This window comes from Enterobacter cloacae complex sp. ECL352, from assembly GCF_020149545.1.
In the GTDB taxonomy this organism is placed as follows: Bacteria; Pseudomonadota; Gammaproteobacteria; order Enterobacterales; family Enterobacteriaceae; genus Enterobacter; species Enterobacter asburiae_B.
Genome location: NZ_CP083709.1, coordinates 977,845 through 996,317, shown reverse-complemented (window position 1 = coordinate 996,317; position 18,473 = coordinate 977,845). Strand labels below are relative to the sequence as shown.

Here is an 18,473-nt window from a genome sequence, read left to right as displayed (position 1 = left end):
CAACATGTGGATTTTTTCCATCACCATAATGTTGATTTAATCCACGTCATGAATTAACATGGTGTTGATTACACATGAGCGGAGCAAAACATGATCAACAAAAAATCCAACGCCAGCACCCCGCTTGAGAAAGCCATTAATGCAGTGGGCGGCTCTCAAAAGGTGCTTGCTGAAAAGGTCGGCGTAACGCCTCAGGCCATCAATATGCTTAAAAAGCGAGGTGGCAGCCTTCCAGTAACAAAAATGCGTAAGTACGAAGAAGTAACGGGACTTCCTCGCGAAGTTCTATATCCAGGTATCTTTGCCGCCTAACCGGCGGCCCTAACCACGAAAGGGAAAGCAATGCATTCACTTGCGTATCAAAACAATACCGGAATACACCCGGGAGCGATGATAAACCGCGCTCAAGCTAAAGCGGCGCCAGACCACGAAAAAATCCGCGATGCGGTCCGGGCATGGTCGTCGGCGCTGGACAATCAGGACGTCGTTTCGGCGCTGATCATCAACGAATACCGGGAGCAGGGCGGGACCGCCATCAGCTTCCCGGAAGACATCAGCAGGGCGCGCCAGAAACTTTTTCGCTTTCTGGATAACCGTTTCGACTCTGAGCAGTACCGCGAGAACGTGCGCCAGCTGACACCGGCAATCATGGCGGTCCTGCCGCTGGAGTATCGCAACCGTCTGGCGCCGCAGAACGACACGATGTCGCTGATCGCCACTGCGATGAAAGAGTGTGCCGAAGCTAAGCAGGCCGTGCTGCTGGACGCTCCAGAGCATCAGAAGCTCAAAGAGGTAAGCGAGGGCATAGCGTCGCTGTTCCGCCTCATGCCGGAGCAGGTAGGGCCGCTGATGACGATGGTTACGTCGATGCTGGGGGTTATGTGATGGGAAGTATCAAAAATGGCGAAAGCCAGTCTGCGCGAACAGAACTGGCCTTCAGATGCAAATCGTGTGCACTCATTGCAGGAGGAATAATGGCAAAAAAACCACGCTATTTCCATACCGCTGTACATAAAAACATAACCCGCGACCGCTTCATCCGCTCGGTTAATCCGATTGTGGCAGAGAAGATGCGCGCCATCCTGGAAGAACTGAAACGTAAGGAGAGTGGCCGTGGGTAACGTATCCAATTTAGCCGAAGCCAGAGAGGCCAGAAGGCTCCAGAAACCGCGCACGAATGACGGTAAGGGGTTTGCCTTGCTGCACCGTAAAATTATGGATGTGCCGTTCTACAAGGACGCTGAGGCATCACACTTATGGGTGCATCTCATCCTCAAAGCCAAGCACGCTCCTGAGTCAGTTCTCACCGATATCGGCGAAATGCTGGTTAACCGGGGACAGTTGCTCAGTGGTCGAAACGCCCTGGCATTTGAAACAGGTCTGAAAGCAGATCGCGTTCAGTACCTGCTCAGAAAGTTCCAGAAGCTGGGGATGGTTAGCTGGGTTTCACACGGTAAATTCTCTGTTTTTACCATCGTGAAATATGACGATTATCAGTCAAATTCTGTACCAGCAGATTACCAGCAGATTACCAGCGCAAAGCCAGATGTGGCGCAGCTTGAAGCGAAGAGTGTACCAGCAGATTACCAGCAAATTACCACAGATAAAGAAGTTATTAATAACTCTCTTACTAACGTAAGAGAGAGTGCATCAGCGGAATTTATTCCTGCACAGAAAAAATCGTCAATCAGCTGTGAGCAGGTAGTCGAGGTTTACCATCGCGTACTGCCTGAAGCCCAGAGCATCAGGATACTGACTGACAAGCGCCGTGCTCTGATCCGCACCTTCTGGCAGAAGGCCGGGAAAGTAACTCAGCAGCTCGACGGCCATAAGTTCACCTTGAGCGACTGGGAATCGTATCTGAGCTACATCGCCACTAACTGCCGCTGGATGCTGGAGAACCGCCCAGACCAGCGCACGGGACGCACATGGCGCCGCAAGGCTCTCGAATACTTCCTGAACGTGGATGTGTATGCCAAGACGCGCGAGGGGGCCTGTGATGACCTCTGAAATCCTGACCGTACCCCACAACGTCGAAGCAGAGCAGAGCGTCATCGGCGGACTCCTGCTGGACGATGACAACAGCGAGCGTGTTCAAAAAGTGCTGGCAATGCTCAAGCCTGAGTCGTTTTACAGCCGACCTCACCAGCTGATCTTTGCCGAGATGCGCCAGATGTTCCGCGACAACAAGCCAGTCGATGGTCTGACACTGTTCGACGCGCTTGAAGGCAAAGGGCTCGCGGAGCAGGTAGGTGGCTTTGCTTACCTGGCGGAGATTGCCAAGAACACTCCCAGCGCTGCAAACATCGTGGCATACGCAGCATCAGTCCGGGAAGCCGCAATGGAGCGCTATGGCATCAACCGTCTGACCGAAGCTACTGAGCTGCTGTATTCCCGCAACGGCATGAGCGCTACGCAGAAGTACGAGGCCATTCAGGGTATTTTCACCCAGCTCGCAGACCATTCAAAAACCGGCAGCCGCCGTGGTTTGCGTTCATTCGGCGAGGTTATGGATGACTGGGTAGCGGATCTGGAGAAACGATTTGACCCTTCAGGCGAACAGCGCGGAATGAGTACCGGTATCCCGTCGCTCGACCGACTGCTGGCGCCGAAAGGTCTGGTTAAAGGGTCTCTGTTCGTAATTGGCGCAAGGCCAAAGATGGGGAAAGCAATGGCCTTGGACGCAAAAATTCTTTTGCAGGACGGGTCTTGGACAACGCATGGGGAAATCAAAGTGGGTCAACAAGTTGCATCTGTTGATGGCCACGCCTCAATGGTTACTGGGGTATTTCCTCAGGGAGTCCGCAAAATGTATCAAGTCACTTTTGAGGATGGGCGCACCGTTAAGGCGGCCGACTCTCACCTTTGGGAGATAAGCTCGTCGAAATTTGAAGGTGATCGTGTAGTGGATACGGAAAAGTTAGAAGCGATGCTTCAGAGGGTTAGGTATCAAGGAAGGCTGCGCATTCCATCGCTGTCAGGTGATTTTGGCTCATCAACCGATCACGTCGACGGGTGGGTGTTAGGTGCTCTCCTTGGCGATGGTTCTTTAACCAAAAGCGTCAAATTCACTAACTCAGAAGACTACGTTCTGTCTCGCATGGCGGCCAGCGTATTTCCACTGAACCTCCGCCATGTTGGCGGGAATGATTACACGGTAACGCATCATCGTGGGTGTAAAAACCCTCTCCTTGAGAGATTGAGAGAGTACGGCTTGGTGGGGAAAACTGCGCAGGATAAAGAAATCCCAGAGTCTATTTTCAGTGCAGGAAAAGCCACGCGGATCGGCGTATTGGTTGGACTGCTCGAGACTGATGGCTGGGTTGAAAAATTCGGCTGCATTAGATTCTCTTCGGCCAGCAAGAAGCTTTCGCAAGGGGTGGTAAAGCTTGTTCATTCTCTCGGTGGAACAGCCAGGGAAACAACGCGCACCGATATTTCATACACCTACAAGGGAGAAGCTCTTCAGGGCTTAGATGCGCAAATGGTCAGCATGAAGCTGCCTGATGAAATTCTTGAACACATTAAGTCACCGAGGATCCGTGCAAACCTTGGTGTGAACCGTCTTGGAAACCGTGGTATTGGGATTAAATCAGTTATCGAGATTGATCCGGAAGAGTGCCTTTGCATTATGGTGTCTCACCCCCGGCACCTCTATGTCACAGATGACTATATCGTGACCCACAACACCACCCTGTACGGGCAGATGGCGATCAACTGCGCAGTTCGTGAGAAAAAGCCAGCGCTGATGTTCAGCCTTGAAATGCCAGGCGATCAGATCCTTGAAAAGTTGGTTGGTCAGAAGTCCGGCATTAACCCGAGCATTTTTTACATGCCCGCCACGGATGACGCCGACGACCAGTACCAGGGAGACTACGACGGTGACTTTAAGAAGGCGATCGCCACAGCCGGGAGACTGAGTGAAATCGACATGCTGTACATCGACGACACCCCGGGCCTGTCACTGGCGCACATCGTTAGCGAAAGCCGCCGAATCAAACGCGAGAAGGGCTGCGTAGGCATGATCCTGGTTGACTACCTGACTCTGATGACCGCCGAAAAGGCCGACCGTAATGACCTGGCCTACGGGATGATCACCAAAGGTCTGAAGAACATCGCCAAAGAGCTTGGCTGCGTCGTCGTGCTGCTGACCCAGCTCAACCGCGAACTGGAGAAACGAGTGAATAAACGCCCGTTACCGAGCGATTCCCGCGACACAGGGCAGATTGAGCAGGACTGCGACTACTGGGTTGGTATCCACCGGGAAGGTGCTTTCGATGACAGCGTGCCGCCGGGAGAAACCGAGTTAATCCTGCGACTCAACCGCCACGGCAGTACCGGAACGGTTTATTGCAATCAGATAAACGGTGCAATTTACGACACAGACCAGCAGGCCGCCGCCGCAGAACGCCGCGGGCGCGAGCAGCAGCCGAAAAAGAAAGGGGGCTACTGATGAAAGGCAAACAGGCAATTCTGCGTTATCTCGAAACGCACCAGACCTTCACAGCGAAGGATGTGGCCACAGAGTGCGGCATGACCATCAACTGCATCACGAAGAACGCTATCGATCTGGAAAAGTCTCGAAAAATTATCCGGGTGAGCAAGGTCTGGCGAACGGTGACTTATCGCCTGGCCACGCAGGAAGAGCAGGCCGGTACCGCACGCAGCTGCACCAACGGAATATTTCAGGAATGCCGCAACAGTCCGGCGATGAGAAGGGTATTGATGGTTTGGGAGAGGGTAGGGGTATGAAACAGAAATTTATCGAGTGGTTTACCAAGAACAACAACGGCTGCTCGCCAGCGATGGAAGACGACAGAAGCTTTGTGTACGAGATGACGCAGCACATGTTCGAAGCGTACCAGGCTGGCGTGGCTGAAGGTGAAGCCAAGTGCGCGGCGCTGGCTGCGGAGAATGCGGGATTGATGAAGTTCTGCAAAGACGCTGCATTCGATGCTGATTACGAAGCTGAATTAGGCATGGAGCGCGGAGGATTCACTGATGCGCTTAACGATATTAAAACCCCGGCAACCGACGCTTTCCTGGCTGAAGTGCGGGCGCAGGGTGTGAAATCTCTATCCAATGCAGTTCAGTCAGTGATTTCAGAGCGTCAACGCCAGCAATCTGTTGAGGGCTGGACACCCGAACACGACGACGAACACACAGAAGGGGAAATGGCAGAAGCGGCGGCGTGTTATGCGATGTTTGCCAATAACCAGGGCTTTTCTGTTCCGGGTCTTTGGCCGTGGGCGCGGGAGTGGTGGAAACAGTCCGGCCAGCGCCGCGATCTTGTTAAAGCAGGCGCGTTAATCCTCGCGGAAATTGAACGCATAGACCGTCAGGAGTCCGCCCAATGAGCAACATCGACAAACAGGCGCTGCGTGAAGCGGCAGAGAAGGCTACACCTGGTCGCATCGGAGACAGGATTGATGGCAGTGGCAGTTTCAAATATCAGTGCTTCGGTAACGACGGCTCTTTGGTTTTGCAAACAGACCATAAAAATATGGAGTACGGATTCATTGGTGGAAACAGTGAAGCTGATGAGTTGTTCTTCAGGTTGTGTGACCCCTCCACCGTGCTGGCGCTGCTGGATGAGCTGGAAGCCAAAGACAAGAGGATTGCTGAGCTGGAGGCGCGGGAGGGTAAGCCGGTAATGTTTATCGATGGTGATATTTCATCCGCTGACGCCGACAAACTGGCGGCTGTAATTCGTGAATTCAACGAAGAGACAGAAACCCCGGCAGCACGAATGGCACGGATTATTCGTGAGAACCCGCACCCAACAAACATGTGCGATATGCCAGCAGCAGCCGGTAAAGGAGAGGCATCATGAGCACTATTACCAGAGAACTGGCAAAGCTGTTCAGAAAAATTACGAATTCTGAAATTGATGCTGAGGGTAACGCTCATGTTGTTTTATCTCCTGCTGATAGCCTCCTGATTAATAATGCGCGTATCGCGCTGGCATCGCTCGAAGCGGAGGCGTCGGGGCGAAATCCAGTGCTGGCCTATGCAGACAGTTATCGCAATATGGCTAATCATGGTGTTGAATCTATTCCGGTATGGAGCGTAATTACCGACCTGGAAAGAAATATCGCCCCGCTATTCACCGCCCCGCCAGCACCGGTAGCTTTGCCATCTGGATACAGCGATTTTGAGGAAATCTGGTCATCGTCCACCCATCCTCTCACGCAGGATGACGAGATGAAAGACTTCGCGTGGGATATCTGGAACGCCTGCCGCACCACCATGCTTAAGTCGTTCGGTAATTCCGAACAACTCAACTCTCCGGTTATTCCGGATGGTTGGGTGATGGTGCCAGAAGATCCAACCCATGAAATGCTTGAGGCTGGTGATGAACAATTCGGAACTTACGATGTCTATCGCAGGATGATTGAAGCAGCGCCGAAGTTAGAGTGATTCTTGATAATCATTTTTCAAAAGTGATGTTATAATCATGTCATCGGAGCCTGAACAACTCCGGTGACTTCTGCGCATTTAAGGGGACTTAAATGCGACCACAATCTGAACTCCTCACATTGTCACAGATGCAGAAATGCACCTGCGATTTTCTGCATTCTGCGGTTTCCGTTAAGGAGGCCGTATGAGCATGAACAAAGACGGCATCCGTCTGCACAAATCCAATTTTTCCGCCATCGGGCAGCAGATACAGCCAATGCTGGAATCTGGCGACTGCTATCGCCTTATCATCAAGCCCTGGAAGGACAAGCGCAGCCTCTCCCAAAATGCCCTTCTCTGGATGTGGAATGGTGACGTTGCATCTGCCGTCAACCGGAACGCTGATAGCAAGCTAACAGAGGAAGACCTTCATGAATTTATGAAGGATATGTTCTGTCCCGCCAAGCCTGTAACCGTTCTTGGTGAAACCAAGATGGTGAAGTCCACCAAGCTACTCGACACCGAAGAGATGACCTTCTACCTGCGCCGCATTGAAGTCTGGTGTGCTGAACGCGGTATCAAATTGCGGATCCCCGCCAACTCCGAATATCACGAAAAAGGACACGATCATGTTTGAGAATGAAATTTGGAAGCCGGTTCCGGGGTATGAAGGCCGGTTTGAGGTTAGCTCTCTTGCTCGCGTCCGTAGTTTGTCTCGCAAAGTTACTACGTGCGGGAGCGATAAGAAGACGTGGACCACTAGGACTATCGCTGGGCGGATTCTTAAGGGATGCACATCATCCCAATACATCAGGGTATCACTTTCTAATAAACACGAAATGCTACATCGGTTCGTGGCGCTAGCGTTTGTGCCAAATCCTAATAACTACCCGCACGTCAACCACATCGATGGAAATAAGCACAACAATCTGCCAGAGAATCTTGAGTGGTGCACGCATGCCATGAACATGAAGCACGCCAATGAAACCGGGCTATCCAACAAGAATAAAATGCCTGTAATTGCAGAGAGAGATGGGTTTGGATACTGGTTTCCATCAATGCAATCGACCAAGAAGTACGGATGCAACCCGGCGTTAGTCCACGCGTCGATCAACGGAAAGCAGGGTGAGCACAGGGGGATGCAGTGGAGTTATTGCTCTGCCACATCCAACTGTGAATACCAGCAGCTGCGCGATAAACAGGAGGCCTGATGTCTACTCCACTTTCCCGCGTCATCACGAACGAAATCTTTCGCGTTCCGGCGCGCCGCCAGCGCAAGGCCGTGGTTAATCCGTCCGACATCCCGACCTTGAAAGGCTATACCGCCCGCCTGGTGGATCAGAAATGGCTGCGTCTCGCGGCGAGGAGGAATCATGAGTGAATTAAAAGTTGATGGTCTCGCTTTAATCATCAAAAGCAGAATTCCTGAGAATGTCGGCGCAACAGTGCGTCTGGTTGAGTATCTCGGGGTGATTAAAGGCGCTATTTCTGAAGAAAGATTTGAAGCGTGGAAAGTCGAATCCGCTAGCGGTGGCAATCTGAGCGGTTACTTGCCTGGAGGCCTGATCGTTTCCTGGCCAACTGTTAATTGCCCCGCAAAATGGCTGATGCCTATAGATGGTGGCGATTTTTCAAATGAACTGGCATCTGACAAGGAGAAGTCACATGCGTAAACCATCCCGCCGTAAGTGCAAAGTATGCGGTGAATACTTCGTGCCGAAATTCCACGATATCCGGATCCGCTGGTGCTGCCCGGAACACGGCGCAATCCTCGCGATGGAAGAACGCGAAAAGGAGAAAGTGAAAGCCGCGGCTAAGCGCATCAAGGAGCAGAAGGAAGCCGAGAAGGCCGGGCGAAAACGTCGCAAGGAGCGGCTGGCTGAGCTTCGGCCTGCCGGTTACTACAAAGCGCAGGCACAGCAGGCATTCAACGCCTACATCCGTGCGCGCGATGCCGATTTGCCATGCATCAGCTGCGGTGAGACTAATCCTCCCGATCTGCACGGCGGCCAGTGGGACTGCGGCCACTTCAAGACGGTCGGTGCTAACCCTGAACTGCGCTTTGAAGAGCGCAACGCCCATAAGCAGTGCAAATCATGCAATGCCGGGGCCGGGAAGTACACCGCCAAAGAGGCGACGGTCGCACAGCAATACGAAGCTGGTCTGGTCGCTCGCTATGGTCAGGAATACGTCGACTGGCTCAATGGTCCCCACGAAATGACCAACTACCGCCGGGAAGACTTCATCCGGATCCGCGATGAGTACCGCGCCAAGCTCAAAGCACTGAAACAGCGGGAGGCCGCATGAAACTTGAGTCTTTATTTCTGCTGGCCTTTTACCTCATTCCGCTGATCGCGACGGGCATTATCAGTCATATCAATTACAAAAAATGTCGCATTCAGTTCTCAGCAATCAGCAAAGGTATTCGGTTTCAAAGAAAGTACCAAATGCTGAAAAGCCTTCACCCAGACCGGGAGGACTTATGAATTTTTCAGAACTTCTCCGGTACCAGGCAGAAAGCGTTAAGCGCGCCAGCATGCCGCCAGTAGCAAAGCACAGCCAGACCAAAACCAACCAGCCACAGAAGGAAGCCGCATAATGAAACTGGAATTAACCAACGGCCAGCATCAATGGGTAGACCAGTGGCTCCAGTTGTGGGGCGCATGGTGCCAGACCGGCAAGATTGATAAAGCGATGATTAACATGATTGCCAGATTCATGGCTACCGTCGAGCCCCAGCAAGCATCACGGCCGGTATGTAGTGATGATGACGGGATGCTCATTGATGCTGTCATTCGCCACTACCTGAAGAATGTGGATGAAAATGCCTGGCGGGTTATCTTCGCCTACTACGTCTGCAACTCCAGCGAGATCCGCATCGCCACTTGGCAACATGCTGTCAGCAAGCCGCGCCTGATGAAGACTCGCGCCGGAAACCAGTATAAGCGCCCGAGCATCTCAACCATCCGCCGGGAAGTGAAGGATGTCATCAATGCTGCGCTGTTCTGTTTGTACCAACCGCTGCAAAATGCGTTTAACGATCGCGAAAGTGTGAGGAAAATAGCAAATAAACATCAAAACGTGCTTGCTTTCCAATGAACAAATGAGCAGAATAAATCGTATATGTTGCCATTGTTGTGTGTGACATGAATGAATACCAAGCCTCGCCATCGTGCGGGGCTTTTTTATTTGCGGTACGCCGCACACAGAACCCATTTAAACACACAGCCCCCGCTTTTAAGCCGGAGGTTAGAGACTATGAAAATGCATAACGATCCCCACTCCTGGACGGAGTTTATCGAACTACTCCACAGCTGGTGGCGTGGCGAAACGCCGATGGGTGCCGTATTGCTATCGGTTGCCATGGCCGCATTACGAATCGCTTACGGCGGTGGCGGCTGGAAGAAAATGCTACTTGAGGGGGCAATCTGTGGGGCTCTGACCCTTACTGCTGTGTCAGCTCTTGATTACTTCAACCTTCCGCAGTCCCTGTCGATTGCTATAGGTGGCGCACTCGGTTTTGTTGGCGTAGAGCAGGTGAAGGTTATGGCTGCATGGGTGTTTAATTCTCGCTTTGGAGGCGGTGATGCAAACCAGTGATAAAGGCATTGCCCTGATCAAGCAGTTCGAAGGCTGCAAGCTCACCGCGTATCAGGACAGCGTCGGAGTGTGGACGATCGGCTATGGCTGGACCAAGCCCGTCGACGGGAAACCAATCCGCGCAGGGATGACGATTAAGCAGGAAACAGCAGAGCGTCTGCTGAAGACCGGACTGGTCAGCTATGAAAGCGATGTGTCACGCCTGGTTAAAGTTGGTCTGACTCAGGGGCAATTCGATGCTCTGGTGTCGTTCACTTACAACCTCGGCGCCCGGTCACTGTCGACATCGACCCTTCTGCGAAAACTCAACGCCGGTGATTACGCTGGCGCTGCCGATGAATTCCTTCGCTGGAATAAAGCGGGTGGAAAAGTGCTGGCCGGGCTAACTCGTCGGCGAGAGGCGGAGCGGGCTCTGTTTCTGTCATGCTGACGGCGCTGCTTAAGCGGTACTGGTTACAACTAGCAGTGCTGGCAATTATCGCGGCGATGGCTTTAGCTATTAATCACTACCGCGACAACGCCACAGAATACAAGAAGCAGCGCGATGAGAAAACGCAGGCGCTGAATCAGGCTAACGCCACCATCACAGACATGACAACCCGCCAGCGCGATGTCGCGGCCATAGATGCCAAATACACGAAGGATTTAGCTGATGCGAAAAAGCAGCTTGATGATCTGCAGCGTTGTGTTCGCGATGGTAAGTGTGGGCTGCGCGTCAACGCAAAATGTCCCGCGAACGGAACGACCAGCGCCACCGGCATGGATGATGCTTCCACCGCCAGACTTACTGAGTCCGCTGAACGGGATTATTTCACCCTCAGACAACGAATCGAAGCAGTCACCAAGCAATTAACCGGATTACAGGAATACGTACGTAATCAGTGTTTAAAGTGAAATGATTCACCTTTAGGGAGTAGCTTAATGCTAAGCGAAACATCAAAAGATATTTCTGGATACGAAGGCCAGTATGCAGTTACCGATGAAGGCAGGGTTTATTCACACTCAAGAGTAAATCGATCAGGTAGGCTGGTTAAAGGTCGTTGGTTGAAGCCTGGAACAGACAGAGATGGGTATTTAAAGGTATGTCTTTATCTTGACGGTGAAAAAAAGTACCAGTTTGTCCATAGGTTAGTGGCTTCTGCATTTTCGGATAATCCCCAATCATTTGCCGAGGTAAATCACGTAAATGGCATTAAGAGCGACAACCGTGCATCTAATCTCGAATGGGTAAGCAGATCGCAAAATAACACACATGCTTACCGATCAGGATTGAGAAAAGCGCTTAATGGAGAACGACATCCAAATTCAAAGCTTACCAGTGAGCAGGTTGTTGACATCCTTTCCTGTAAATCCATGCCGCATGCTGAATTAGCGAAAAAGTATGGAGTGTCACAAGTTTTGATTTCACGAATCATACGAAAAGAAGCATGGTCGGAAGTGAAATAAACGTTCTCGGTATCCGATCCGGAATCCTCAACGACCAAACAGCATTAAGAACGCTGCAGGAATACATCACCACCCAATGCCTGAAGTGATTCATCACCCAAATAACACAGCCTGACTTCGGTCGGGCTTTTTTATTCCCTAATTTCACCGCGCATCTCACGCGCATTTCACAACGAGAGCCTTTCAGTAAGCGAGCCTGAGAAATGCCGTTATAGGTGGCGACCTCTCTCGGGCGGCTTTTCTGTGAGACAGGCTCACTTTCTAAAAGGTAAAGACGCTATGAACGAATTGTCAGTTACGTCTGATTTTGATTTCCGACAACTGGTATCCGCCGCAGATGGTGAGCCGGTAACAGACACCTTTCAAATCGCGAAGGCATTTGGAAAACGCCATGCGGATGTATTGCGAGCCCTTAAAAATTGCAGATTTTCAGATGAGTTTCGGAGAGCGCATTATTGCGTCGCCGAGAGAATCAATGACTTAGGTGTCTTTGATAAAAAGCAAACCTATTATCGCATGGATTTCAGTGGCTTCATGATGCTCGTAATGGGGTTCAGTGGTGCCAAGGCTGATTCTGTAAAAGAGTCATATATCAACGCATTTAACTGGATGACTTCTGAGCTACGCAAATACAGCGAAAGTTATGAAGCGGAGCGAAACGCGGTGATGCTCGAATACATGAAAGAGAAAGACGTAGCTAGTATGTCGGGCAGATTGCTGAATCGCTGGGGAAAGGTAAAGAAACCGGTGTTGCTTGCCAAAATCGAGAGGCTGGAACAGCAATCACAAATCTGCCTTCCGGGGGTTACAGAATGACGAAAGATGAAAGGGCGCAAATAGTCACTGCACAGCGATACCTGAAAAGCGCAGTCGAACACCTCTCATGTGGTCGAGTGGCTGAAGGCGTTGCCTGTGTAGACAATGTGGATTTACTGATAGACGCACTGATGAAGCTCAAAGAGAGAAAGGATGTGTTAAAGGGCGCTAAATCCAAGAAGTAACCACCCCGAGAGCCACTTTCACAACGGCTCTTCATTACAAAGCGTCTCTACTGGGGCGCTTGATAATGAATATCCCCTTGCGGGGATAAAACAAAAATATCCCTTCCAGGGGATAAATCAACCTGGAGACAAAAATGCCAACTCGCGTAATCTCAGCTGGCGGCGTCCCCACGACTGTCGCCAATATGGATGATGTGGATGGAGAGGCTTACTCGCTTCCTGCTGCCACTACAAATGACCTTGGCGGCGTTAAGAAGGGCGCAACAGTTGCCGCTTGCACCGTTGCAGCTGACGGCACAAGCGCAGGCACACAGCTTAATGCGCTGATTGCATCATTAAAGGCTGCTGGCGTAATTTCATAAAGAACAATATCCCGCGAAGTGAGAAATCCTCCGAGGGTTAAAAGTAGGAAATGCTGATATGGCAAGCACGATGAAGGTAGTGGCTCAAAAGCGGTGGTGGGTATCTCCATTACTCACAGCGTTAAAGGCTCTGGTCTACGCGAGAGTCGTCAAAGAGAAACACTTTAAGCCACTGACCGGCTTCATCGCCAGATTCGGCTTCAAGTTCAAAACCGAGAAATAACATGGCAAAGCTCACTGACAAGCAAGAGCTGTTTGCCCGTGAGTCGAGGCCGCTTCCGGGTGAGGTTTTCATTGCTGAGTTCTATCCGTACAACAGACTGATTCCCGCTGATGGCATTTACGAATGGGTGCATCAGAACATCATCTCCAGCACTGGCGCTATACATAACCCCGATCACGCTCACCTCGAAGGAGCAGATATCGCTTTCCTTTGGGCTCAGCACGGATTCACCAAAAAAGGCCGTACAGTTCTAGGTCAGGCTGAAGAAGTTATGTTTCGTGCCGGTGGGTGGCAGAAGGCAAGAATGGAGCAGCAGATGAATGACTGGTTCGGTCACCAACCGGACTACATCATCACATTAGCCGCTGACTTCTGTTCTCAATGCTCGGACCTGGAATTCTGCGCCCTGATTGAGCACGAGCTTTATCACATAGCGCAAGAGGCAGATGAGTTCGGCGCTCCTAAGTTCTACAAAGAATCCGGGCTGCCAAAGCTCTGTATGCGAGGGCATGACGTCGAAGAGTTTGTTGGCGTTGTGCGTAGATATGGTGCAAGTGTCGACGTGCAGGAGTTAGTCGATGCTGCAAACAAACCTGCCGAAGTGGCAAAAATCAACATAGCCAGAGCATGTGGAACTTGCCTCATGAAATTGGCTTAACTTTTATACTTGTTTATACGGGTGGTGAAGCATGGCTGCATTAAAGCCAGAAGTGAAAGCCTTCATCGTCCAGCAGCTTGCGTGCTTCGATACCCCATCTCAAATAGTCGAGGCCGTACAAAATGAATTCTCTATTCAGATAACCCGCCAGCATGTGGCGTCACACGATCCAACAAAGGCTGCTGGTGTGAGTTTGGCTAAGAAGTGGGTGGATTTATTTCACTCAACGCGTGCCCGATTCCAGAGTGACATATCAGACATCCCCATTGCCAACAAGGCATACAGGCTCCGTGTACTTGACCGGATGATGGGTAATGCTGAAAAAATGAGGAACATCGCGCTTGCAGCGGAAATAATCGAGCAGGCAGCGAAAGAGTGCGGGGATGCATACACGAACAAGCAGAAGGTTGAACACTCAGGCGGCCTAGCCGTGAGCTCAGTTGCATCTGTCATGGACGAGATAGGAGATGAAGACCTGTAAGGAGTGGCTGTGTTAACTGATAAGCAGAAAGCGCTCCTGAAGAACAGGTTCTGGCGTCTCAATCACCTGTACAAAATCAAAGATAAGAACGGTAAGTGCGTAACGTTCAAGATGACTCCAGAGCAGCTGGAGTATTTCGACGGGATGCACGACCGCAACGTGATACTTAAAGCACGCCAGCTCGGATTCACCACCGAGGTGTGCATCATCCAGCTTGATCTGGCGATCTTCCACAAAAAAGAATGCGCGCTGATCGCTCATTCCCTCCCGGATGCAGAAAGGCTATTCCGAAACAAAACGCAGTTTGCCTACCAGCGGATGCCCGACGATATCAAGCTGGCCAATCCTCTCGTTAAAGAGACGACCAGCGAGTACGTCTTCGCGAAAGGAGGTAGCGTAACGGTATCGACATCCTTCCGAGGCGGCACGCTGTATAGCCTGCACGTTTCCGAGTTTGGGAAGATATGCGCAAAGTGGCCAGAGAAGGCTAAGGAGATTGTTACCGGTGCTTTCGAGGCTGTGCCACTTGGTGGCGTAATCACCCTGGAAAGCACGGCTGAGGGGCGGGCGGGATATTTTTATGATTACTGCTCTGAGGCTGAGAAGGCCATGCTTCAGGGCAAGGAACTATCCAACCTCGACTGGAAGTTTTTCTTCTTCTCCTGGTGGAAGAATCCGCAGTACGCAATCGACCCGGTCGAGTCTCTGCCGGTGCGCCTGCTTGAATACTTCGCAGAGATGGAAGCGAAGCACGGCGTAGTGGTAAACGAGCGCCAGAAAGCCTGGTATCACGCCAAAGAGAAAACGCTCGGCGACGACATGAAGCGCGAATACCCGACCATTCCGGACGAGGCATTCCAGCAGTCGGTCGAAGGCGCGTACTACGCCAAACAGTTCCGATGGCTCTACACCAACAAGCGGATCGGCAAAATCCCGGATAACTTGCACCTCCCGGTGCACACGTTCTGGGATATCGGTGTGGGTGACTCCACGGCGATCTGGTTCGTTCGTGAGGTTGGCGAAGAGTTCCATATCATCGATTACTACGAAAACTCCGGTGAGGGTCTGAGGCACTACATGAAGGTGCTGAAAGACCGCGGCTATGAGTACGGCGAGCACTGGGGGCCGCACGACATCGATAACCGTGAATTCGGTGCTGACGCAAAATCCCGCAGAGAACTTGCCCGCGAAGGGTATGAAATCGACGGGCAGGTTTACAGCATGACGTTTCAGGTGGTTCCGAAAGTGGGAGTTGATACCGGCATTGAGTCTGTGCGTGAAATTCTCCCGTCCTGCGTCTTCGATGAGGAGAAATGTGCCGAGGGCATATCTCACCTCGAAGGCTACCGCAAGGAGTGGGACGACAAGCGCGGTTGCTGGAAAGACAAACCGCTTCATGACTTCACATCACACGGTGCTGACGGCTTCCGTTACTTTGCTGTAGCGAAGAACAACCACAAGCAGGTCGGCGCAGTATTCTTCTAAGGAGCTCATCAGTGAGTGAATTAAGCACCGGGGAACAGTTCCTCGTTAATGCCCTTGCTGATGCTATCGGGCGACAGCGCATGCTGTACGCGGGCCAGCCGGGAAACACCAAACGCACGAAGTTGTGGGATGAGTTCGGCTATCCAAACAGTCTCGAGTTCGACCGCTACTATCGGGCCTACGAGCGCAACGCGGTGGCGTTTGCTGCAGTCCATAAGCTGCTTGATTCGTGCTGGGTTGATAATCCGACGATAATTGATGGAGATGGTGCGAAGGAGTCCACTAAGACTACGCCTTGGGAAAAGTCAGTTACAAAGCTGCTGAAGAAGCACTGGCCGAAAATTAAGGATGCGGATCGCCGCAATCTTGTTGGCCGGTACTCGGCATTGCTCATTCAGTTCCGCGACGGCAAGGAATGGCATGAGCCGGTAGACCGGGCGAAGGTTAAATCCCTGCGAAATATCGGTAGCGGACCTATCGTTAAGCTAATCCCCGCATGGGAATCACAGGTCAAGCCAGGTAACTTCGATACCGACACGCTTTCAGAAACGTACGGTCAGCCAGTTTCGTACAATTTCAACGAGCAGCCAGTTGGTGATGATGGCACGTACGGCCCGGTGCGTGGCGTTACCGTGCACCCAGAGAGAATCATCATCCTTTGCGAAGGCTCAGAAGACGAGAACATGCTGTCTGGCGTACCCTTCCTGCGAGCGGGCTACAACAAACTGCTCGACCTTGAAAAGGTATCTGGCGGTAGTGCCGAGGGGTTCCTGAAGAATGCCAGCCGTCAGCTAGGGATTGCGTTCGACAAAGAAACCAACATTGCGAACCTGTCAAAGCAAGCCACAGAATCTGGCTACAAAGACCTGGGCGAGGCGCTTAACGACAAAGTCGCCAAGATGAACCGTGGCACGGATGCGGCCCTGGTTATGCAGGCCGGCACGCCGTCGGTGCTTTCTGTTGCGGCGGCAGACCCGTCCCCGACCTGGACAGTGGCAGCCAACGAGTTTGCATCTTCGATCCAGTGCCCGTTCACCATACTGTTTGGTCAGCAGACGGGGCGCCTTGCCTCCGATGAGGACAAAACAGACTGGGCGAAGCGCTGTAACGGCCGCCGCTGGGGATTCCAGTCGACGATTGTAGAGAGCGTGCTTGAGCGCTTCTGGACCGTAGGCGTCATTGACCCGCCATCATCCGGAGAGGTCACGCTGGCATGGTCTGATCTGCTCGCGCCGAGCGAAAAAGAGAAAATTGCCAACATGCAGGCAATGGCTGTTGTGGCGAAAGATACTCAGCAGGCATACGGCACACCGGCGGTGGATGAAAACGAAATCCGCGCAGTCGGTGAGCTGGAGCCTCGCAAGGTTGTGTCGCCACCTAACCCTGATGTAAAGCAAACCGATAAGGATCCGCTGACAGATGATGATGACAGCGCAAACCAGAATCGGGACGCCAATCGTACCGCGCAATAAAGCTGACCCCACGCAGTCATCGCGGCAGGTAAGCCGGATGTTCAATGATATTGAAGACCGGTATCTGAACATCAAGCGCAGGCTTAAGGCTCTGTTTGATCTGCGACTGACAGGGCAGCAGCGTGAGGTTAATGGCGAGCAGTCCTGGATGATATGCAACAACGATGGCGCAGAGCCGTCGCTGTATCAGGTCAATGCCGGTAAGTTCATCTATGACATGACAGCTGCTGAACTGGCCGACCTGCTGCAGGTTGTACAGTCGATTCTGGATGATGAGCTTCTTGATGGCGGAAACCAGAACCTATGGGCGATGGACTATGTCATTGCGGAGTATGACCGCGGCACTCTAAACGCCTTCACCAACCTTTCGGTGCAGTCGCAGGTGTACGCCAGTCAGACGACGCTGCAGCAGCTTTTAAGCAGTCCGGGCTACCTGAACCAGATAGCGTCAGCCAGGCTGACAACGTTCAGCGACTGGAAGGTCATCAGCGACAACGCTCGCGGCGATTTAACCAACATCATCACCGATGCGGTAGCGCGCGGAGTGAGCCCACGCGAGACAGCCAGCGTCATCAGCAAGCGTCTTGATGTGTCCATGTCGAAAGCAAAGACCATCGCTCAGACTGAACAGGTCGGCGCGCTGCGTCAGGCTCAGTGGAATGAAACGGACTGGGCTGCTGACCGGCTGGGGCTGAATACCGGCCTGCTGTGGCTGTCAGCGCTCAAGCCAACGACGCGCACCTGGCACGCCAGCCGACACGGCAAGGTCTACACCACCGAAGAGGTGCGGGACTTCTACGCTGAAAACGGCAACCGGTACAACTGCTATTGCAGCCAGATTCCGGTGCTGCTCAACGACGACGGCAGCATCTTCAATGAAGGGCTGGCGGATAAGCTGGCGAGGGAAAGAAAGTCTTGGATCGACAAGTAAATGGGAATAATCTTTAACCTCTTATGATATGGAGGTTTTATGATTGACCAAAATACAGTTGTTCACGTAGGCAATGGTAAGCAACAATCCATAAATCTTGAAAGACTTTCTCTCTTTGAGTACGTGGCTGAAGTTGGCAACGGACAAATTAAGCTGGTATTTACTCGTAAAGAGGCTGAATTTGATAGGGAGCAAATTAGTCGCCTAATAAGCCTCAGTAAGGAAAAGCTGAAATTTACTCTCATCAGCAATAAATCTGAGCACTCCTATGATGCCACTCTTCAAGAAGTGACCTTAAATTCAAACGAGTTTTTTGAAAGTCTTACACTCAAAGCTCTTGTAGTTTAAATCCATCAATTGTTAAAAGGTCGCCCCGGCGGCCTTTTTTTACTGCCTGAATTCCACCAATGAGGAC

Annotated in this window: 28 protein-coding genes and 5 pseudogenes; all 33 read left to right on the top strand. The window is 51.9% G+C overall.

The window, feature by feature from the left end:
* Positions 1-90: 90 nt before the first annotated feature.
* The 33 genes and pseudogenes from LBF07_RS04725 (at position 91) to LBF07_RS04560 (ending at position 18,406) form a co-directional block, all read left to right on the top strand.
* Positions 91-312: a helix-turn-helix domain-containing protein gene (locus LBF07_RS04725; protein WP_000608751.1), complete on the top strand. Its 222-nt coding sequence runs from the start codon at positions 91-93 to the stop codon at positions 310-312.
* A gap of 30 nt (positions 313-342) precedes the next feature.
* Positions 343-885 (top strand): toxin YdaT domain-containing protein, encoded by a 543-nt coding sequence (locus tag LBF07_RS04720; protein WP_094934291.1) that lies wholly within the window; start codon positions 343-345, stop codon positions 883-885.
* A gap of 89 nt (positions 886-974) precedes the next feature.
* Positions 975-1,121: a hypothetical protein gene (locus tag LBF07_RS04715; protein ID WP_023306333.1), complete on the top strand. Its 147-nt coding sequence runs from the start codon at positions 975-977 to the stop codon at positions 1,119-1,121.
* On the top strand, positions 1,114-2,010 hold the full coding sequence (locus LBF07_RS04710) for a DNA replication protein (RefSeq protein ID WP_094934290.1): 897 nt from the start codon (positions 1,114-1,116) through the stop codon (positions 2,008-2,010). The genes LBF07_RS04715 and LBF07_RS04710 overlap by 8 nt, the downstream gene beginning before the upstream one ends.
* Positions 2,000-2,668: pseudogene (locus tag LBF07_RS04705) on the top strand (DnaB-like helicase N-terminal domain-containing protein); the annotation flags it as partial. The gene LBF07_RS04710 and the pseudogene LBF07_RS04705, both read left to right, overlap by 11 nt.
* Positions 2,660-3,370 (top strand): annotated as a pseudogene (locus LBF07_RS24685) (DNA helicase); the annotation flags it as partial. The pseudogenes LBF07_RS04705 and LBF07_RS24685, both read left to right, overlap by 9 nt.
* A 318-nt stretch (positions 3,371-3,688) precedes the next feature.
* Positions 3,689-4,453: pseudogene (locus tag LBF07_RS04695) on the top strand (DnaB-like helicase C-terminal domain-containing protein); the annotation flags it as partial.
* Positions 4,453-4,752: a protein ren gene (locus LBF07_RS04690; RefSeq protein WP_224435128.1), complete on the top strand. Its 300-nt coding sequence runs from the start codon at positions 4,453-4,455 to the stop codon at positions 4,750-4,752. The pseudogene LBF07_RS04695 and the gene LBF07_RS04690, both read left to right, overlap by 1 nt.
* Positions 4,749-5,087, top strand: a pseudogene (locus tag LBF07_RS04685) (hypothetical protein); the annotation flags it as partial. The gene LBF07_RS04690 and the pseudogene LBF07_RS04685, both read left to right, overlap by 4 nt.
* Positions 5,088-5,353: 266 nt before the next feature.
* On the top strand, positions 5,354-5,833 hold the full coding sequence (locus LBF07_RS04680; protein WP_206461941.1) for an ead/Ea22-like family protein: 480 nt from the start codon (positions 5,354-5,356) through the stop codon (positions 5,831-5,833).
* On the top strand, positions 5,830-6,420 hold the full coding sequence (locus LBF07_RS04675; RefSeq protein WP_224435127.1) for a hypothetical protein: 591 nt from the start codon (positions 5,830-5,832) through the stop codon (positions 6,418-6,420). The genes LBF07_RS04680 and LBF07_RS04675 overlap by 4 nt, the downstream gene beginning before the upstream one ends.
* A gap of 184 nt (positions 6,421-6,604) precedes the next feature.
* On the top strand, positions 6,605-7,036 hold the full coding sequence (locus tag LBF07_RS04670; RefSeq protein WP_094934285.1) for a recombination protein NinB: 432 nt from the start codon (positions 6,605-6,607) through the stop codon (positions 7,034-7,036).
* Positions 7,029-7,610 carry an NUMOD4 domain-containing protein gene (locus LBF07_RS04665; protein ID WP_048702407.1) on the top strand — a complete coding sequence of 194 codons (582 nt, stop codon included), beginning with the start codon at positions 7,029-7,031 and terminating at the stop codon, positions 7,608-7,610. The genes LBF07_RS04670 and LBF07_RS04665 overlap by 8 nt, the downstream gene beginning before the upstream one ends.
* Entirely contained in the window at positions 7,610-7,780 is a 171-nt protein-coding gene (locus tag LBF07_RS04660) for a NinE family protein (protein ID WP_094934284.1), read from the top strand. Before LBF07_RS04665 ends, LBF07_RS04660 begins: the two co-directional genes overlap by 1 nt.
* Positions 7,773-8,072, top strand: a complete 300-nt coding sequence (locus LBF07_RS04655; RefSeq protein WP_094089355.1) for a hypothetical protein — start codon at positions 7,773-7,775, stop codon at positions 8,070-8,072. The genes LBF07_RS04660 and LBF07_RS04655 overlap by 8 nt, the downstream gene beginning before the upstream one ends.
* Positions 8,065-8,706, top strand: coding sequence for a recombination protein NinG (locus LBF07_RS04650; protein WP_094934283.1), 642 nt, complete (start codon positions 8,065-8,067; stop codon positions 8,704-8,706). Before LBF07_RS04655 ends, LBF07_RS04650 begins: the two co-directional genes overlap by 8 nt.
* The gene (locus tag LBF07_RS04645; RefSeq protein WP_094934282.1) at positions 8,703-8,885 is read left to right on the top strand and encodes a hypothetical protein; all 183 of its coding nucleotides are present in this window, start codon (positions 8,703-8,705) and stop codon (positions 8,883-8,885) included. The genes LBF07_RS04650 and LBF07_RS04645 overlap by 4 nt, the downstream gene beginning before the upstream one ends.
* A complete protein-coding gene (locus tag LBF07_RS04640) occupies positions 8,882-8,998 on the top strand; it encodes a hypothetical protein (RefSeq protein ID WP_094934281.1) in 117 nt (38 codons plus the stop codon). The genes LBF07_RS04645 and LBF07_RS04640 overlap by 4 nt, the downstream gene beginning before the upstream one ends.
* Positions 8,998-9,498, top strand: a complete 501-nt coding sequence (locus LBF07_RS04635) for an antiterminator Q family protein (protein WP_094934280.1) — start codon at positions 8,998-9,000, stop codon at positions 9,496-9,498. Before LBF07_RS04640 ends, LBF07_RS04635 begins: the two co-directional genes overlap by 1 nt.
* Before the next feature lie 159 nt (positions 9,499-9,657).
* Complete coding sequence (locus tag LBF07_RS04630) at positions 9,658-9,999, top strand: phage holin, lambda family (RefSeq protein WP_094934279.1); 342 nt, start codon at positions 9,658-9,660, stop codon at positions 9,997-9,999.
* A complete protein-coding gene (locus LBF07_RS04625) occupies positions 9,983-10,429 on the top strand; it encodes a lysozyme (RefSeq protein ID WP_224435126.1) in 447 nt (148 codons plus the stop codon). The genes LBF07_RS04630 and LBF07_RS04625 overlap by 17 nt, the downstream gene beginning before the upstream one ends.
* A complete protein-coding gene (locus LBF07_RS24600; RefSeq protein ID WP_253164777.1) occupies positions 10,423-10,893 on the top strand; it encodes a lysis protein in 471 nt (156 codons plus the stop codon). The genes LBF07_RS04625 and LBF07_RS24600 overlap by 7 nt, the downstream gene beginning before the upstream one ends.
* Before the next feature lie 27 nt (positions 10,894-10,920).
* Complete coding sequence (locus tag LBF07_RS04610) at positions 10,921-11,445, top strand: NUMOD4 domain-containing protein (protein ID WP_224435125.1); 525 nt, start codon at positions 10,921-10,923, stop codon at positions 11,443-11,445.
* Positions 11,445-11,534 (top strand): annotated as a pseudogene (locus LBF07_RS04605) (lysis protein); the annotation flags it as partial. The gene LBF07_RS04610 and the pseudogene LBF07_RS04605, both read left to right, overlap by 1 nt.
* 190 nt (positions 11,535-11,724) lie before the next feature.
* Complete coding sequence (locus LBF07_RS04600) at positions 11,725-12,261, top strand: Rha family transcriptional regulator (RefSeq protein ID WP_224435124.1); 537 nt, start codon at positions 11,725-11,727, stop codon at positions 12,259-12,261.
* Positions 12,258-12,446 carry a hypothetical protein gene (locus LBF07_RS04595; RefSeq protein WP_224435123.1) on the top strand — a complete coding sequence of 63 codons (189 nt, stop codon included), beginning with the start codon at positions 12,258-12,260 and terminating at the stop codon, positions 12,444-12,446. The genes LBF07_RS04600 and LBF07_RS04595 overlap by 4 nt, the downstream gene beginning before the upstream one ends.
* A gap of 134 nt (positions 12,447-12,580) precedes the next feature.
* Positions 12,581-12,808 carry a head fiber protein gene (locus LBF07_RS04590; protein WP_224435122.1) on the top strand — a complete coding sequence of 76 codons (228 nt, stop codon included), beginning with the start codon at positions 12,581-12,583 and terminating at the stop codon, positions 12,806-12,808.
* A 224-nt stretch (positions 12,809-13,032) separates the two neighbouring features.
* The gene (locus LBF07_RS04585) at positions 13,033-13,689 is read left to right on the top strand and encodes a putative metallopeptidase (protein WP_224435121.1); all 657 of its coding nucleotides are present in this window, start codon (positions 13,033-13,035) and stop codon (positions 13,687-13,689) included.
* Positions 13,690-13,720: 31 nt separating this feature from the next.
* Positions 13,721-14,170: a DUF2280 domain-containing protein gene (locus LBF07_RS04580; RefSeq protein WP_224435120.1), complete on the top strand. Its 450-nt coding sequence runs from the start codon at positions 13,721-13,723 to the stop codon at positions 14,168-14,170.
* Between the two features lie 9 nt (positions 14,171-14,179).
* Complete coding sequence (locus tag LBF07_RS04575) at positions 14,180-15,655, top strand: terminase (RefSeq protein WP_224435119.1); 1,476 nt, start codon at positions 14,180-14,182, stop codon at positions 15,653-15,655.
* An 11-nt stretch (positions 15,656-15,666) separates the two neighbouring features.
* Positions 15,667-17,127, top strand: coding sequence for a DUF1073 domain-containing protein (locus tag LBF07_RS04570; protein ID WP_094934273.1), 1,461 nt, complete (start codon positions 15,667-15,669; stop codon positions 17,125-17,127).
* Entirely contained in the window at positions 17,081-18,058 is a 978-nt protein-coding gene (locus LBF07_RS04565) for a phage minor head protein (RefSeq protein WP_206461959.1), read from the top strand. Before LBF07_RS04570 ends, LBF07_RS04565 begins: the two co-directional genes overlap by 47 nt.
* A 39-nt stretch (positions 18,059-18,097) precedes the next feature.
* Entirely contained in the window at positions 18,098-18,406 is a 309-nt protein-coding gene (locus tag LBF07_RS04560; RefSeq protein ID WP_025759838.1) for a hypothetical protein, read from the top strand.
* Positions 18,407-18,473 lie beyond the last annotated feature (67 nt).